The following is a 14,784-nucleotide window of genomic DNA, read 5'->3' on the forward strand; positions in this document are numbered from 1 at the left end:
CTCGCAATGACGGCTCAAGCCGGGGCCTTACCCCCGGCTTGAGCAACATCAGAACTTGAAGTTCGCGAATGCCCGCACGCCGATGCCGGGCATCAGCACCTCGTCCTTGGTGTAGGACACCGAGTTGCGGATGTTCTCGTTGAGGAGATTGTTGCCGACGATGCCGGCCATCATCTCGCGCGCGCCGAACCAGTTGCGATCGAGCTTGGTCTTGTAGCTGATTTCGGCCTTCAGCAGATTGTAGCCCGCGGTCGGCGTCTCCGCGATCTCGGCGACGTCGTTCTGCGCGAAGGCGTGCAACAGGTTGACGCGCATCAGCCAATTGTCGTCGCGCCAGAACACGCCGCCGCCCATTCGCAAGGGAGGAATCCGCGGCACGTTGGTGCCGTCGCTGAAGGTGGCGCGCACGAAGTCGAACTGGTTCTCGATGCCCCAGATGCCGCCCTGGAAGGCGCCGACGTCGAGCTGCGACTGGAATTCGCCGCCGCGGAAGTTGGCGTTGCGCTGCGAATACACCGCCTGGTTCAGCTCTGCGCCCGGCGTGCCGCAGGACGCAAAGTCGTCATCGCACGACACGCCGGTGAGGCGGCGATAGATGAAATTGTCGAAATGCGTGTAATAGACGGTCGCCTCGAACCGGAACGGTCCGGCCGCCTTGCGGACGCCGAGCTCGACCGATTTCGCGGTCTCGATGGTGAGGTTCGGATTGCCGATGTCGAAGGTTGCCGTCGCGTCGTGGCCGCCGCGCGAAAACAGCTCGGCCGCCTTCGGCGCGCGCTCGACATATTGCGCGGTGATGCTGCCGACCATGCCGCCTGGCAGGTCCTGCAGCAGGCCGATGCTGCCGCTCTTCGGCGTAAAGGACGGATTGCGCGCGATCGCCACCTGCGGCGTGCCGTCGGGCAGGTAGTCAGCCGGGAAATTGGGCGTGGTGCCGTGCAGCTCGACATGCTCGATGCGGCCGGCGACCTGCGCCCGCGTCGCCTCCGTGAACCTGAACTCGTTGAAGGCGTAGCCGGCAACGCGCGTGTTGTTGTTCGGGTCCCACAAGCCGTTGAACAGCGTGCCGGGATTGTCCGGGCTTGGCGCGCTCAATTCCTGATGCCCGACCTGGAAGCCCAGCGCCGTCGTCACCTCGGCGAAGCGCGCGTTGAACGGCATCAGCTGCACCTCGGTGCGGATCTCCTGCTCCTTGTTGGTGAAGGTCTGGCGCACGCCGTCGCTGTTGGGGTCGGCGGGATCGGCAAGGCCGATCTCGTTGTGACGGTAGTCGGTTGCGCCGGCCCAGAAGCGGATCGCGTCGATCGCGGCCGCGTCGGGACGGTACTCGCCCTTGACGTTGATCTTGGTCTGGTGCGCGTCGATCCGCGTGTTGTGGTCGGCGCCGTCGATGCCGGGGATGTGGTAGAGCGAGTCGTTCTGCGTGATCGACGCGCCGATATAGCCGCCCTGGAAGAAGTAGGAGCCGCCGATCGAGGCGCCGTCCGAGCGCGTCGCCGAATTGGGCTGGCGACCATTGGTGATGCTGCGCGTCTGGTCGTTCAGATAGGGATAGCTCGGAATGCCGTAGTCCGTGGTGCTGCGGCCAAAGACGTCGGCATGGAACGCAAAATTGCCGCCGCCGGTGTCGAGCAGCACGCCGCTTTCGACGCCGCGGTCGACCGAGCTGAAGGCGGTGCGGGTCTCGGCGGTGACGCAAGGCGAGGTCGAGGCGCTCGCGAGCGGGGCCTTGGTCGGCATGCCGTAGGTCTGGAACGACGGCGCGCAAGCCGGCATCGCGTCCGGAATCCGGTTGTTGGTGGCGCTGACGATGCCGCCGATCGAGGTCGAGCCGTAGCGCAGCGCCGCGGGCCCGCGCACCACTTCGACCTGGTTGGTGGCGAGCGGGTCGATCGGAACGAAATGATCCTCGCCGAGGTCGGAGGCGCCGCCGGCATTGGTGCCGTTCTCGACGATGCCGACGCGGTTGACGTCGAGGCCGCGGATGATCGGCCGGCTGGAGGCGCCGGGCGCGAAGCTCGAGCCGGTGATGCCGGGCTTGGAGAACAGAAGATCGCCGAGCTGGCCGCCGCCCTCGCGGCGGATCTCCTCGTTCGGCACCACGGTGACCGTCGCGAACTGGTTGGTCACGACCGGCAGCACGCCCTGCTGGGGCGCGGCGGGCGCCTGGGCGGCCGGCGTTGCTTCCGCCGTTTGCGCACGGTTGCGAACCCGCGCGGTCCGCGTGCCGCGGCCTGCGGTGCGAGACGGCACCACCGCCCTGCGCACGATCGGGCTCGGCGCCGTCACGGTGACGGAGGGGAGCTCGGTCGACGATTTGTCTTGCGCAGGCTGTTGTGCCGGCGCTTGTACCGGTTCTTGTGCCCGCTCTTGGGCGAACGCAGATGTGGCGGCGGCGGCGGCGAGCAGGAGCAGGCTTGCTCCGCCAAGACGCTGCGCGCGTCGCAATTGAAATGACATGGTCCTGATTCCAGTCAGGCCGTCCGCATGTTGTCTGTTGATCGGAGGCGGCCTGCCGTCGCAGCGCGACGGAATTCGACTTCAAACTTGTCCCAGGGATTCGCCGATGCGCGGCGAGGCTGGGCGTGATCAAGCGCTGGAGGTCAGGACGCGGGAGGGGCGCGCGGCTGGAATGCCGTGCCGGCCGATTTCAGATGGATGAATTCGGCATCTGTGCTGCGGTGGAGCAGCTCGATCGCCTGCGGCAGCAGCAGCACGGGCGGCGTCGCCGATACGACGGTGCCTGCCATCGCGATGATGGCGCAGATGGCGCAACCATCGTCGCCCGAATGCTCGCGGTCGGGACTTGAGGGCGCTGGCTTGTGGACCGCGGTGCGGTCGATCGCGGCATCGCCCTTGTTGCCGTCCTTGGCGCCGCTATCGGTGTGCTGGAGCGCGGATTGAGCGAGGGGGGCGGCCTGTGCGAACCAATGGCTGTGACCGAACGTCAGCGCGAACTGCACCAGCAGCGCGAACAACGCGAGCCGGGCGCCGTGCCTGATATTCGACCGGAACCACTTCATCTGAAACGCCCCCACACCGGGGCGTCAAATTCAGGACGCCGCGATGTTACAATGTAACATCGCCAGATCGGTGAGAGATGTCAACGGCGGGCGGATCGGCGCATGCAGGCCATTGACCCGATGTGTCGTTCGGGCAACTAGCGCCCTTCGCGGACCCAGGTCGCGGCGAAGGCGCCGAGCAGCAGCAGAAGGCCGATCACGCCGGCGAAGATCGGGAGCACGCCGACGCCTTTCACCACGCTGGCATCGCGCATCCGCACGCCCATCCAGCCTTCGCCATGGAACATGCCCACCGAGCGCACCGGCAGGATCCGCGGCAGCTCGACACTGGAGCCGCTGGCCACGCGGACGGCGTCGCCGCCGGTCGCCTGCGCCAGTGGCTTCAACGTGTCGGTGGTGGAGGTGACTTCCGAAAACTCCTTCGGATTGGTCGGGCCGACATTGATCAGGGCCTTCAGCGTGCCGTCGGTCGCCTGCCACAGGCCGAGCTCGCTGGCCGGCAGGCTGGCGCGCCATTCGCCGGGATCGGCAGCCGCGAGCGTCAGGTCGTGCGACACCCCGGACGGCGAGGTCACGTTCACCGGCTGAACGCTGTCCGACATGGTCTGGCGCACCACGACGAGGTTCTTGCCCTGCACCTGGAGGCGCAACGCCTCTTCGTCGAGATCGGGCTGCTTCATCAGCCAGTGCGACATCCGCCTGAGCAGGTCAAGATGCGGGCCGCCGCCTTCATAGCCGCGCGCCCACAGCCAGATGTGATCGGACAGCAGCAGCGCGACGCGGCCCTCGCCGAAGCGCGACAGGAACAGCAGCGGCTTGCCGTCGACGCCGGTCATCACCGGCGGGTTGACCGCATTGCGGGTATCGACGGTGCGGAAGAACCGGCTCCAGCGCGGCGGCTCGCTGGCCGAGCCCTCCAATCCGCGCGTGACGGGATGGCGTTTGCCGATGTCGGACAGATGCGCATAGAACGGCTTCTCCGTCACGCCGACGGGTTCGGCCGGCAGCACCGAGTCCAGCGGCGTGCGCCAGATGCTGGTGTTGGAGGCGTAATCGGGACCGGCCGAGACCAGCACCGCGCCGCCGCCGCGCACATAGCGCGCGATATTGTCGAAATAGGCGATCGGCAGCACGCCCTGGCGGGCATAGCGGTCGAAGATGATCAGCTGGAATTCGTTGATCTTCTGCTGGAACAGCTCGCGGGTCGGAAACGCGATCAGCGACAATTCGTTGATCGGCGTGCCGTCCTGCTTCTCCGGCGGCCGCAGGATGGTGAAATGCACGAGATCGACGCTGGCGTCGGACTTGAGCAGATTGCGCCAGGTGCGCTCGCCGGAATGCGGCTCGCCCGAGACCAGCAGCACGCGCAGCTTGTCGCGCACGCCGTCGATGGCGACGACGGCACGGTTGTTCACCGGCGTCAATTCGCGTTCGAGCGGCGAGGCCTCGATCTCGACGATGTTGGGGCCGGCATGCTTGATGTCGACGTCGACGCTGGCGGCCTGGCCGCTCGACAGCGTGCGTTCGTTGATGACCTCGCCATCGCGGCGGACCGTGACCTTGGCGCGCTCGCCGGAGACGCCCTGGTCGTCGAGGCGATAGCTGATGGTCTGGGTCTGCCCGACGATGCCGAAGCGCGGCGCCGCCGTGATCGCGATGCGGCGGTCGCGCTCGTCCTTCTGCCCGGTGACCAGCGCGTGCACCGGCGCCTGGAAGCCGAGCGCGGCGGCGTTCGCCGGAATGTCGTGGACGCGGCCGTCGGTAATCAGGAACGCGCCGGCGACGCGGTCGACCGGCACGTCCGCCAGGGCCGAGGCGAGGGCGCCGAACAGCTTCGTGCCGTCGGTCTCGCCGTCGGCCTGTCCGGCGTCGACGACGCGGACCTCGAGCCCCTTGATCTTCTTCAGGCTGTCGACCAGCGCTTCCTGCGCCTGCGCGGCCTCGCGGTTGCGGTTGCCGAAATTCTGGCTCGGGCTCTTGTCGACCACGACGGCGGCGACCGAGGTGAGGGGATCGCGATCCTCGCGCGTGAAGGAGGGATTGGCGAGCGCCAGCAGGAACAGCGCCAGCGCGGCCACGCGTACGGCCGCGCCGCGCGCCCGCGCGAGCAGCAGCACGAGCGCAACGACGACGATCGCGGCGAGCGCGAGCCACAGCACGATCGCGGGAACAAGCGGGGTGAACGCGATGCCGTAATTCATGACGATCCTATTGCCCCAACCGCTCGATCAGCGCCGGAGCGTGCACCTGGTCGGCCTTGTAGTTGCCGGTCAGCGTGTACATCACGATGTTGGCGCCGGCGCGGTAGGCGAACTCGCGCTGGCGGCTGTCGCCGCCGGTCACCGGCAGCATGGCCTGGCCGTCGGGCCGCACTGCCCAGGCGCCGGCAAGGTCGTTCGAGGTGATGATGATCGGCGAGACGCCGTCGCCGCCGCGCGCCGGGCGCTGCGTGCTGTCCTCGTCCTCGTCGCGCGGCAGGGTCTCGACCCAGGTCTGGCCGGTGACGAAGCGGCCGGGGAAGTCGCGCAGCAGGTAGAAGGTCTTGGTCAGCACGTGCTCGCGCGGCACCGGCTCGAGCTCCGGCACATCGAGCGAGGACAGGATCTCGCGCAGCGTCCGCATGGCCGGGGTCTGCGCCGCGCCGTTCGCGCCGGGCGGTGCCTCGATCGCGTCGCGGGTGTCGAACAGCACGGTGCCGCCCTGCTTCATGTAGGCGTCGATCTTGTTGATGGCGTCCTGGGGCGGCTTGGGCGCGCCGGGCACGATCGGCCAGTAGATCAGCGGGAAGAAGGCGAGCTCGTCGCGCGCGGGATCGACGCCGACGGGATCGCCGGCCTCGAGGGCCGTGCGTTGCGCCAGGAACAGTGTCAGCCCGTTCATGCCGGCCTTGACGATGGAATCGACGTCGGCATTGCCCGTCACGACATAGGCGAGGCGGGTCTGCGACACCGCTTTCATCGCGAACTCGTCGGACGCGCTGTCGGCGCGCACCGGCGTGGGGGCCAGCGCCGGAAGGCCGCCGAGCGCGAGCCCGAGCACGATCATCGCCGGCGCGGCACGGCGGCGCAGCAGCGCGGCGAGGCCGCCGCCGAGCAGCGCAACGATGATGGCGTCGACCAGGAAGAGCGCGAGCGCCGTCGACAGCAGCCAGCCGCGCAAGTCGCGCGGCTCGGCATTGGTGTAGGTGGCGTGCCGGGCGCGCAGGCTCGCGGTGTTCAGGGCTGCGATACGGTCGGCGCTAGCAAGCGTGTTCACGGCGAGCGGTCCTTCGGCCGGACCATAGAAGCCCGGCGGATGATCGGGTGTGGCGCGGTCGCGGTAGTCCGCGGGCAGCGGCTTTGCAGTCGCCGGCGGCGGGCCGAAGGCGCCAAAGCCGTCGAGAATGTGCAGCGGCGCCACCGTCTCGGCGGTCGCTTCGCTCGCGACCCCGGCGCCGGGCTTGGACGTGTAGCCGGACATGTCGACCACCCGACGCAGCATTTCGACGAAGGTGCCCGACATCGGCAGATCCGACCAGCGCATGTCGGCGCTGACGTGGAATAGGCTGACCAGGCCCTTGCCGCGATGCTCGCCGGTGACCAGCGGCGTGCCGTCTTCCAGCGAGGCCCAGCTCTTGGTGGCGAGCACCGCGTCGGGCTCGGCCAGCACCTGGCGGCTCACGGTGATGTCCTTGGGCACCGCGACGCCGGCAAACGGACCGTCGGCGGCGAAGGAGGCCAGATGCTGCGGCTTCTCCCAGGTGAGGCTGCCGCCGAGCGTGCGGCCGCCCTTGCGCAGCTTGACCGGCACGAGATCGTCCTCGGCCTGCGCCAGCCGGGGCCCTGCAAACCGCACCAGCACGCCGCCCTGGTCGATCCAGGCATTGAGGCGCTCGCGCAGCTCGGGGGCGATGGTGCCGACATCGGCGAGGATGATCATCGGCAGCTTCTGGTCGAGGAACTGGGTGATGCCCTGCTGCGGCGAGCCCTTGTCGGCGAGCCGTACGTCGGCGAACGGCGACAGCGCGCGGGTGAGATAGAAGGTCGGCGCCAGCAGCGGCTGCGCGGTCTCGCTGGTCGTGCCCGTCACGATGCCGATGGCGCGGCGGCGCCAGCGCTTGTCGAGCAGCTGCACCGCGCCGGCGGCGCGCTCGCCCGATATTTCGAGCCGCGTGATGTCGTTGCGCAGCTCGACCGGCAGATCGAACGACGCGTCGGTTTCCTTGTCCTGCGGGCCGAACGAATAGCGGGCTTCGCCGATCGGCGAGGATTTCTGGTCCAGCGCGCGCACGGTGCCCGCTGCAATGCCGCCGTCGGTGCGCAGCACCTTCACCGTCATCTTCGCGGCGGCGTTCTCGGCCGCGACAAGGGCCAGCGGCGCCGAGGTGCCGCCTTCGAATATCGTCAGGCTGCGATCGCCGATGGTCTTGCCGAGGCCAGAAACGAATTCCTCGCCGCGGCCGGTGTCGACGCCATCCGAGAGCCAGGCGATCTCGCAATCGCCGGTCGTCTTGAGGAAACGGTCGATCGCAGCCAGGGTCTCGACGCGGTCGATCGAATAGGGCCTTGGCGCGAGCTGGCGCAGCGCGACGCGGGCCGCGCCCGCAGGCATCAGCGTGATGTCGCGGTTCGGCTCGGACAGCGGCACCAGCGCGATCGCGCGGCGGTCATTGTCGGCGTTGGCGATCAGCTCGTCGGCGGCCCTGATCCTGACGTCCCAGTGCGAGGCCGCGCTCCAGCCGTCGTCGAACATGATCATCAGCGGCGCCTGGCTGCCGGCGGCGCCTGTTTGCGGATTCCAGATCGGGCCGGCGGCGGCGAAGATCACCAGTGCCGCCGCGAGCAGTCGCAGCGCGGTCAGCCACCACGGCGTCCGCGAGGGAGTCTCTTCCTTGGGCGCGATGTCGAACAGCAGCCGGGTCGGCGGGAACTCGATCCGGCGCGGCCGCGGCGGCATCACGCGCAGCAGCCACCACAGCACCGGCAGGCTGACGAGGCCGATCAGCAGCAAGGGTTCGGTAAAGGCGAGCGGCAATCCCATCATGCGGCCGGCCCCGCCTTGATCGTCGTGGTGCGGGCGCCGGACTTGCTCACCTGCATGCCGGCATGCAGGAACAGCAACAGCTCGGCGGCCGAGCGGTCGGTCGCGTGCGTGGTGAACAGCCAATCCAGTTTGCTGGTCTCGGCGCGGATCTGGTCGCGGTGCAGCGCGAGCCGCGCGGTGTAGTCCTGCGCCCAGCTCTCGGCGCGGCCGGCGGTGATCACGCCGAAACCTTCCGGCTCGACGAATTCGACGCGGCCGGAATAGGGGAACGATTCTTCGGCGGGATCGACGACCTGCACCATCGTGCCATGTGCACCGGAACCGGAGAGTCCCGCGAGCGTCGCCCTGATCTCGGCGATCGGCGACCAGAAATCCGACAGCACGATCGTCTCGGCGAGCGCCGACGGCACGAAGGACGGCGGCAGGCTCAGGCGGTCCGCATCGTCATGCAGCATGGCCTGCGCCATCTTGTCGATCACGCTGCGGCTCGCGGTGGGTGCCATCAGCCCGGGAATGCCGACGCGTTCGCCGCCGGAGACCAGCAGCTCGGCCAGCGCGAAGGCGACGATCAGCGTGCGTTCGAGCTTGGACTCGCGCGCTGCCTTCGAGGCAAAGGCCATCGAGGGCGAGCGGTCCGGCCAGATCCAGACCGTGTGCGAGGCTTCCCATTCGAGCTCGCGGACGTAGAGATGGTCGTCACGCGCCGAGCGCCGCCAGTCGACGTTCTGCGACGGCTCGCCCGAGATGAAGCGGCGGTACTGCCAGAAATTCTCGCCGGAGCCGGCGCGGCGGCGGCCATGCAAGCCGTGGATGACGTTGGCGGCGATACGGCGGGCCTCGAGCACCAGGCGTGGCAGCGACGCGGCGAGCGTACGGCTCTCGCCATCGGCACGTCGGATCGCGATGATCTCCTTCGCTGTGTGCCCGTTCTCCGCCGCCATCAACAGATCCGCGTCTTCAATTGCCGGATCACGTCCGGAATGGTGCGGCCCTCGGCGCGCGCCTGGAAGGTCAGCGCCATGCGGTGCTTCAGCACGGGCTCGGCGAGGTCGAGCACGTCGTCGATCGAGGGCGCTAGGCGCCCGTCGATCAGGGCGCGTGCGCGTACGGCCAGCATCAGGGATTGGCTGGCGCGCGGGCCGGGGCCCCAGGCGATGAACTTGCCGGCTTCGCCGGCGTCGGGACCCGGACGGGCCGAGCGCACCAGCGACAGGATCGCCTCCACCACGGAATCCCCGACCGGCAGGCGGCGGATCAGCCGCTGCGCCGTGATCAATGCGTCGGGCGTCATCGCGCCCCTCGCCAGCGTCTCCTCGGCGCCGGTGGTCTCGAACAGGATGCGGCGCTCGGCATCGCGATCGGGATAGTCGACGTCGATCTCCATCAGGAAGCGGTCGAGCTGCGCCTCGGGCAGCGGATAGGTGCCTTCCTGCTCCAGCGGGTTTTGCGTGGCGAGCACGTGGAAGGGTTTCGGCAAATCGTGGCGTGCACCGGCGACCGTGATGTGCTGCTCCTGCATGGCCTGCAGCAGCGCCGATTGCGTGCGCGGGCTGGCGCGGTTGATCTCGTCGGCCATCAGGAGCTGCGCGAACACGGGACCGGCGATGAAGCGGAAGGCGCGCTTGCCTGCGGTGCTCTCGTCCAGCACCTCGGCGCCGAGAATGTCCGACGGCATCAGGTCGGGCGTGAACTGGATGCGCTTGGCATCGAGCCCCAGCGTGACGCCGAGGGTCTCGACCAGCTTGGTCTTGGCGAGGCCGGGCACGCCGATCAGGAGCGCGTGACCGCCGGAGAGGATGGTGACGAGCGTGTTCTCGATCACGCGGTCCTGGCCGAAGATGACGGATGCGATGGCCTCCTTCGCCGCGCGAATCTGGCCCGACACCTGCTCGGCCGAACGGACGATCCCGTCCTCGAGTTTCTCGACACTCTCCGCCATTCGCTCGCTCCTTCAGCCGGCCACGCGGCTTGCTTGCGTCGTCACGTCACTGCGTCACTTCAGGTCATCACGTCAGGTCATGGGCCCCATGCTAGACTTGCAGGAAGGCCATGTATTCGTTGAATTAACCTATCCCCACCTTATCGGCTTCGGGTTATGTACGGCATCACGAAGTGGCGACCTCCCACACCGGACTAATCCGGGATGGAACCCAGCGCCAACTTACAACGTAGACCTGCACCAATCGTGCCAAATAACATCCGTGCCAAATGACAAAGTCAGGGCAAACCATGGCGAACCAAGGGCAGAGTGCCGATCGCGGTCTCGAGGGGCTGACTGCCGCCGCCAAAAGTGCCGCCAGTGCCGAAGGTGCCAAAAAGGGCCTGCCTCCGGTGCATCTGTGGAATCCGCCGTTCTGCGGCGATCTCGATATCCGAATCGCCTCCGATGGTACTTGGTTCTACTTGGGGACGCCAATCGGCCGTCACGCGCTGGTCCGCCTGTTCTCGACTATCCTCAAGCGCGAGGGCGACAAGCATTTCCTGGTAACGCCGGTGGAGAAGGTCGGCATTCGTGTCGACGACGCGCCGTTCATGGCGGTCGAGATGCTGCAGGCCGGTGAGGGCGGCGATCGCGTGCTGAGCTTCCGCACCAATGTCGACGACTGGCTCACCTGCGACGCCGCGCACCGGCTGCGCTTCGAGCAGGCCAAGGACGGCGGGTTGACGCCATACTTGCATGTCCGCGCCGACCTCTGGGCCAAGGTCACCCGCGCGCTCTATTACGATCTGGTTGACATGGGCGAGGAGCGGATGGTCGATGGCCAGCCGATGTTCGGCGTCGAGTCGGCCGGCGAATTCTTCGCCATGGCCGACGCGGAGCAGGTGAGGGCCGCGCTTTGAACAAGCCTATTCTAAAAGACGATCCGGCCGTGATCGGCGCGGCGGATTTCTTTGCCCGCTCGAAGGCGAGGCTGGATTTCGACGTCCCGCCCGGCCTCTACGATCCCAACATCATTCCGGCCTCGGGCGATCCCGGCACCGACAAGATGCTCGAGATCATCGCGCGCGAGCAGCCGGTGCGCCCCGCAGCCGTCCTGATCGCGGTGGTCGACCATCCCGAGCCGACCATTCTCTTGACGCAGCGCTCGGCGCATCTCAACGACCATGCCGGCCAGATCGCCTTTCCCGGCGGCAAGATCGACGCGACCGATTCCTCGCCGCTCGATGCGGCGCTGCGCGAGGCCGAGGAGGAGGTCGGGCTGTCCAGAGATTTCGTCGAGCCGATCGGCTATCTCGATCTCTACGGCACCGCCTTCGGCTTCCGCATCCTGCCGACGGTCGCAAGGGTCAGGCCGGGCTTTTCGCTCACCATCAACCATTCCGAGGTTGATGACGCGTTCGAAGTGCCGCTATCCTTCCTGATGAACCCGGTGAACCACCAGGTGCACAGCAAGGAATTCCGCGGTATGCCGCGGTCCTATTACGCGATGCCGTTCGCGGAGCGCTACATCTGGGGGGCGACGGCCGGTATGCTGCGCGTGCTTTATGAGCGGATCTATTCATCATGATCCGGCCGGTTCTCACCGAGATCGGAATTTTCCTCATCCCCTTTGTCGTCTATGCGCTGTTCCTGGCCGCAACCCGGTCTGGCCTGTTCGCGCGATCGTCCTGGCCGGTCACCGTCGTCGCGCGACTCGCTTTGGTCGCGATGGTGCTGGTGATCGCGGGGATGATCGGCATGGCGCATTACGGCGCCGGGCCGGATTCGACCTACGTTCCCGCGCATGTCGAGAACGGCAAATTCGTGCCGGGCTTGCAAAAATAGGGGCTGGACGATGAGCGCGGAGCCGTTACTCGCCGATGCGCCCTGGCTGACCGCAGGCGGGACCGCGCGCGTCCTGCAACTGCTCAATGCGGACGGCGAGGAGGCGCGGGTGGTCGGCGGTGCGGTGCGCAACGCGCTGCTCAGTCTCGCGCCCGGTGACATCGACATCGCGACCACGGCGTTGCCGGACGAAGTAATGCGGCGCGCCAAGGCCGCCGGCATCAAGAGCGTGCCGACCGGCATCGATCACGGCACCGTCACGCTCGTCATCGACAGCAAGCCTTACGAAGTGACGACGCTGCGCGAGGACACCGAAACCTTCGGCCGCAAGGCCAAGGTCGCGTTCGGCCGCGACTGGGTGAAGGATGCCGAGCGGCGCGACTTCACCATGAACGGCCTGTCGGTCGACGCTGATGGTGTCGTCCACGACCATGTCGGCGGCATCCCGGATGCCAAGGCGCGACGCGTGCGCTTCATTGGCGATCCCGACCAGCGCATCGCCGAGGATTATCTGCGCGTCCTGCGCTTCTTCCGCATCCACGCCGCCTTCGGTGCCGGCGATCCCGACCGCGACGGCTATCTCGCCTGCATCAGGGGACGGTCGGGCCTCTCCGCCCTGTCGGCCGAGCGGGTGCGCATGGAGATGCTCAAGCTGCTCGTGGCCGGCGGTGCCTCCGCGGCCGCGCTGGCCATGGCCGAGGGCGGCTTGCTGCAGGCGCTGACCGGAGGTGTCGTCTATACCGGGCCGCTGTCGGCGATGATGGCGATCGAGCGCGAGCTCGGCCTCACTGCCAGCAGCACGCGGCGCCTCGCCGCGCTGACGGTCGCCGTGACCGAAGATGCCAAGCGCCTCGCCGCGCGCCTGAGACTCTCCAATGCCGAGACCAAGGCGCTGGATTCGATGGGGCATCGCTGGTGGCGCCTGGCCACCAGGGACGAGGCTAGTGCACGGCGGCTGCTCTACCGGCTCGGCGCGGAGCGCTATCACGATCGCGTGTTGCTGGGCTGGGCGCGAGCTGGCGGCGACGTCACCTCGACGCGCTGGCGTGCGCTCGCCGAGCTGCCGCAGCGCTGGACTGCGCCGAAATTCCCGCTGAAGGCCGCAGATTTCATCGCGCGCGGAATGACGGAGGGGCCTTCGCTCGGACACGTGTTGACGCTCGCCGAGGACGCTTGGCTTGCGGCGGATTTTCCACTAGAGCAAGCCGCGCTCGCTGCCATCGCCGATCAAGCTGCGGCTCGCATCAGCCGCGATGAGAGAACGTGACCATCGTTTCAGGCTTCGCCGACATCTCGATTTTCCAGCTCCTGCTGGTCGCTTTGATGGCGTTGTTTGCTTCGATCATCGGCGGTCTCGCCGGCTACGGCACCGGCGCGCTGATGCCGCTGGTGCTGGTGCCGCTGGTCGGCGCCGAGCCCGTGGTGCCGATCATCGCAATCTCGGCGATGCTCACCAATTCGAGCCGTGCACTCGCCTATCTTCGTTATGCCGACCGCCGCCGCGCGCTGATCGTGCTCGCCTGCGCGGCGCTCACGACGGCGCTCGGTGCCTACGGTTATACGCGGCTGACCAATGCAGGCGCGGCGCTGGTGATCGGCACCATGCTGATCCTGAGCGTGCCGCTGCGCCGCGTGCTCCGCCGCCGCGAGGTCCGAATCGGCGATGGCGGCCTTGCGGCCGGCTCGGTCGGTTACGGCGTGCTGGTCGGCGGCACCTCGGGCTCCGGCGTGATCCTGCTCTCGCTGCTGATGGCCGCAGGCCTCGAAGGCGCCGCCGTGATCGCGACCGACGCGATGATCTCGCTCGGCACCGGCCTGATCAAGATCTCGGTGTTCGGACTTGCCGGCGCCGTCACCGCGCAGGTGCTCGCCTTCGCGCTGCTGATCGGCGCGATCGCGATCCCCGGCGCGTTCCTGGCAAAGGCCTTTGTCGAGCGGATGCCGGTGCACATCCACGCCGCGATCCTCGACGCCGCCGTGATCACGGGTGGCCTCGTGATGATCTCGGCGTCGGCGAGGCAGCTCGTGGCGTAGATGGATTGCAGTTCGTTCAGTTCACGAGCCGGACATGACCGATATCGGTGATGTCGTAGCCACCCAATTCTTGCGCCCTTTCATTGAACGAGCCTGAACGAAAGAAGCCGAAGAGCCTCTGTGGCTGTGGCAGGAAATAATCGTGCTGCCTGAGCGCCAGATCGAAGCGCTCCCAGGTCAGCGGCACAAAATCGAGCCCCGCCGTGCGCGCAACGGAGCGGGTTGCAATTCCGCAGTCGGCCCTTCCCGAGCGCACGGCATGGCCGATTTCATCTCCGGTTGCGCAAACGGGCTGTTGCTGTGCGAGCTCGCCGATTGCGATGCCCTCGCGGGCGAGCAATGTCATCAAGAGAAGCTGGGCGCCGGCACCGTGGGGTCGTTGCGCCATGCGCGCTCCGGACTTCGCGACGGAGGCAAGATCGCCAAGCTTCAGCGGATTGCCTGGCGCGACGATCATGCCTTGCTCTCGTCGGGCAAAAGCGATGACGACGGCGTCACTCAGGTCTTGGGCAGCGGCGATCCTGGCAACATTGGTTTGCTCCCTGTCCTCGTCGAGGGCGTGAAGGTGGATTGCGGCAATCATGACTTCGCCACAGCTCAGCCGCCGCAATCCTTCCCCGCTGCCTTCCGGAAGGCTCGCCAATCCGCAGCCACTTTCACGAAGCGCCCATTCCAGCAGCGGATCATGACTGCCACCGACGATCGGTGGCGCCGGTTCTCGCGATATCGGGGTCGGCGCCATGCCGGCCGTCACCCATCGGTTGAGTGCCGCGCGCGGGAACAGCCATTTGCCGGTCACCTTGGTGCAGGGGACGGCGTTTTTTGCCACCAGTTCGTAGAGCTTGCGCTCCGAAAGGCGAAGGTATTCAGCCGCCTCATCAGTCGTGAGTAGCTCACGCATCCGGAATATACCTGCAAATTCCTGAAGGGATTCCGAAT

At 67.5% G+C, this 14,784-nt stretch carries 12 protein-coding genes; 5 read left to right on the forward strand and 7 right to left on the reverse strand.

The genetic code is table 11. The annotated features are described in order from the left end of the window. Window positions 1–48 precede the first annotated feature (48 nt). The 6 genes from HAP40_RS10025 to HAP40_RS10050 all read right to left on the reverse strand — a co-directional run bounded on the left by HAP40_RS10025 (window position 49) and on the right by HAP40_RS10050 (window position 9,984). Window positions 49–2,460 (reverse strand): TonB-dependent receptor, encoded by a 2,412-nt coding sequence (locus tag HAP40_RS10025; protein WP_166817958.1) that lies wholly within the window; start codon window positions 2,458–2,460, stop codon window positions 49–51. Window positions 2,461–2,603: 143 nt separating this feature from the next. Then, window positions 2,604–3,023, reverse strand: coding sequence for a DUF2946 domain-containing protein (locus tag HAP40_RS10030; protein WP_166817957.1), 420 nt, complete (start codon window positions 3,021–3,023; stop codon window positions 2,604–2,606). Window positions 3,024–3,160: 137 nt separating this feature from the next. Then, on the reverse strand, window positions 3,161–5,224 hold the full coding sequence (locus tag HAP40_RS10035; RefSeq protein ID WP_166817956.1) for a hypothetical protein: 2,064 nt from the start codon (window positions 5,222–5,224) through the stop codon (window positions 3,161–3,163). Window positions 5,225–5,231: 7 nt separating this feature from the next. Beyond that, window positions 5,232–8,045 (reverse strand): DUF4159 domain-containing protein, encoded by a 2,814-nt coding sequence (locus HAP40_RS10040; RefSeq protein WP_166817955.1) that lies wholly within the window; start codon window positions 8,043–8,045, stop codon window positions 5,232–5,234. Next, window positions 8,042–8,986, reverse strand: coding sequence for a DUF58 domain-containing protein (locus HAP40_RS10045; RefSeq protein ID WP_166817954.1), 945 nt, complete (start codon window positions 8,984–8,986; stop codon window positions 8,042–8,044). Before HAP40_RS10045 ends, HAP40_RS10040 begins: the two co-directional genes overlap by 4 nt. After that, a complete protein-coding gene (locus HAP40_RS10050; RefSeq protein WP_166817953.1) occupies window positions 8,986–9,984 on the reverse strand; it encodes an AAA family ATPase in 999 nt (332 codons plus the stop codon). The genes HAP40_RS10045 and HAP40_RS10050 overlap by 1 nt, the downstream gene beginning before the upstream one ends. Before the next feature lie 290 nt (window positions 9,985–10,274). Between HAP40_RS10050 and HAP40_RS10055 the strand changes: the two genes are divergently transcribed. From HAP40_RS10055 to HAP40_RS10075, 5 genes are read left to right on the forward strand one after another with little or no spacing between them, the layout of a single operon-like run. After that, window positions 10,275–10,886: a DUF1285 domain-containing protein gene (locus HAP40_RS10055; RefSeq protein ID WP_166817952.1), complete on the forward strand. Its 612-nt coding sequence runs from the start codon at window positions 10,275–10,277 to the stop codon at window positions 10,884–10,886. After that, window positions 10,883–11,554: a CoA pyrophosphatase gene (locus HAP40_RS10060; protein WP_166817951.1), complete on the forward strand. Its 672-nt coding sequence runs from the start codon at window positions 10,883–10,885 to the stop codon at window positions 11,552–11,554. The genes HAP40_RS10055 and HAP40_RS10060 overlap by 4 nt, the downstream gene beginning before the upstream one ends. Continuing rightward, window positions 11,551–11,811, forward strand: coding sequence for a DUF6111 family protein (locus HAP40_RS10065; protein ID WP_166817950.1), 261 nt, complete (start codon window positions 11,551–11,553; stop codon window positions 11,809–11,811). The genes HAP40_RS10060 and HAP40_RS10065 overlap by 4 nt, the downstream gene beginning before the upstream one ends. 10 nt (window positions 11,812–11,821) lie before the next feature. Next, a complete protein-coding gene (locus tag HAP40_RS10070; RefSeq protein ID WP_166817949.1) occupies window positions 11,822–13,078 on the forward strand; it encodes a CCA tRNA nucleotidyltransferase in 1,257 nt (418 codons plus the stop codon). Further along, on the forward strand, window positions 13,075–13,845 hold the full coding sequence (locus HAP40_RS10075) for a sulfite exporter TauE/SafE family protein (RefSeq protein WP_166817948.1): 771 nt from the start codon (window positions 13,075–13,077) through the stop codon (window positions 13,843–13,845). Before HAP40_RS10070 ends, HAP40_RS10075 begins: the two co-directional genes overlap by 4 nt. Before the next feature lie 16 nt (window positions 13,846–13,861). On the opposite strand, the gene HAP40_RS10080 is transcribed toward HAP40_RS10075, so the two are convergent. Beyond that, window positions 13,862–14,746: a helix-turn-helix transcriptional regulator gene (locus HAP40_RS10080; RefSeq protein WP_166817947.1), complete on the reverse strand. Its 885-nt coding sequence runs from the start codon at window positions 14,744–14,746 to the stop codon at window positions 13,862–13,864. Window positions 14,747–14,784 lie beyond the last annotated feature (38 nt).

Source organism: Bradyrhizobium sp. 1(2017) (genome assembly GCF_011602485.2).
Classification (GTDB): Bacteria; Pseudomonadota; Alphaproteobacteria; order Rhizobiales; family Xanthobacteraceae; genus Bradyrhizobium.

What these genes read in the sequence shown, in the direction of transcription:
- HAP40_RS10025 (WP_166817958.1), bottom strand. Translation starts at nt 2,460, where the DNA reads ATGTCATTTCAATTGCGACGCGCGCAGCGTCTTGGCGGAGCAAGCCTG.
- HAP40_RS10030 (WP_166817957.1), bottom strand. Translation starts at nt 3,023, where the DNA reads ATGAAGTGGTTCCGGTCGAATATCAGGCACGGCGCCCGGCTCGCGTTG.
- HAP40_RS10035 (WP_166817956.1), bottom strand. Translation starts at nt 5,224, where the DNA reads ATGAATTACGGCATCGCGTTCACCCCGCTTGTTCCCGCGATCGTGCTG.
- HAP40_RS10040 (WP_166817955.1), bottom strand. Translation starts at nt 8,045, where the DNA reads ATGATGGGATTGCCGCTCGCCTTTACCGAACCCTTGCTGCTGATCGGC.
- HAP40_RS10045 (WP_166817954.1), bottom strand. Translation starts at nt 8,986, where the DNA reads ATGGCGGCGGAGAACGGGCACACAGCGAAGGAGATCATCGCGATCCGA.
- HAP40_RS10050 (WP_166817953.1), bottom strand. Translation starts at nt 9,984, where the DNA reads ATGGCGGAGAGTGTCGAGAAACTCGAGGACGGGATCGTCCGTTCGGCC.
- HAP40_RS10055 (WP_166817952.1), top strand. Translation starts at nt 10,275, where the DNA reads ATGGCGAACCAAGGGCAGAGTGCCGATCGCGGTCTCGAGGGGCTGACT.
- HAP40_RS10065 (WP_166817950.1), top strand. Translation starts at nt 11,551, where the DNA reads ATGATCCGGCCGGTTCTCACCGAGATCGGAATTTTCCTCATCCCCTTT.
- HAP40_RS10070 (WP_166817949.1), top strand. Translation starts at nt 11,822, where the DNA reads ATGAGCGCGGAGCCGTTACTCGCCGATGCGCCCTGGCTGACCGCAGGC.
- HAP40_RS10080 (WP_166817947.1), bottom strand. Translation starts at nt 14,746, where the DNA reads ATGCGTGAGCTACTCACGACTGATGAGGCGGCTGAATACCTTCGCCTT.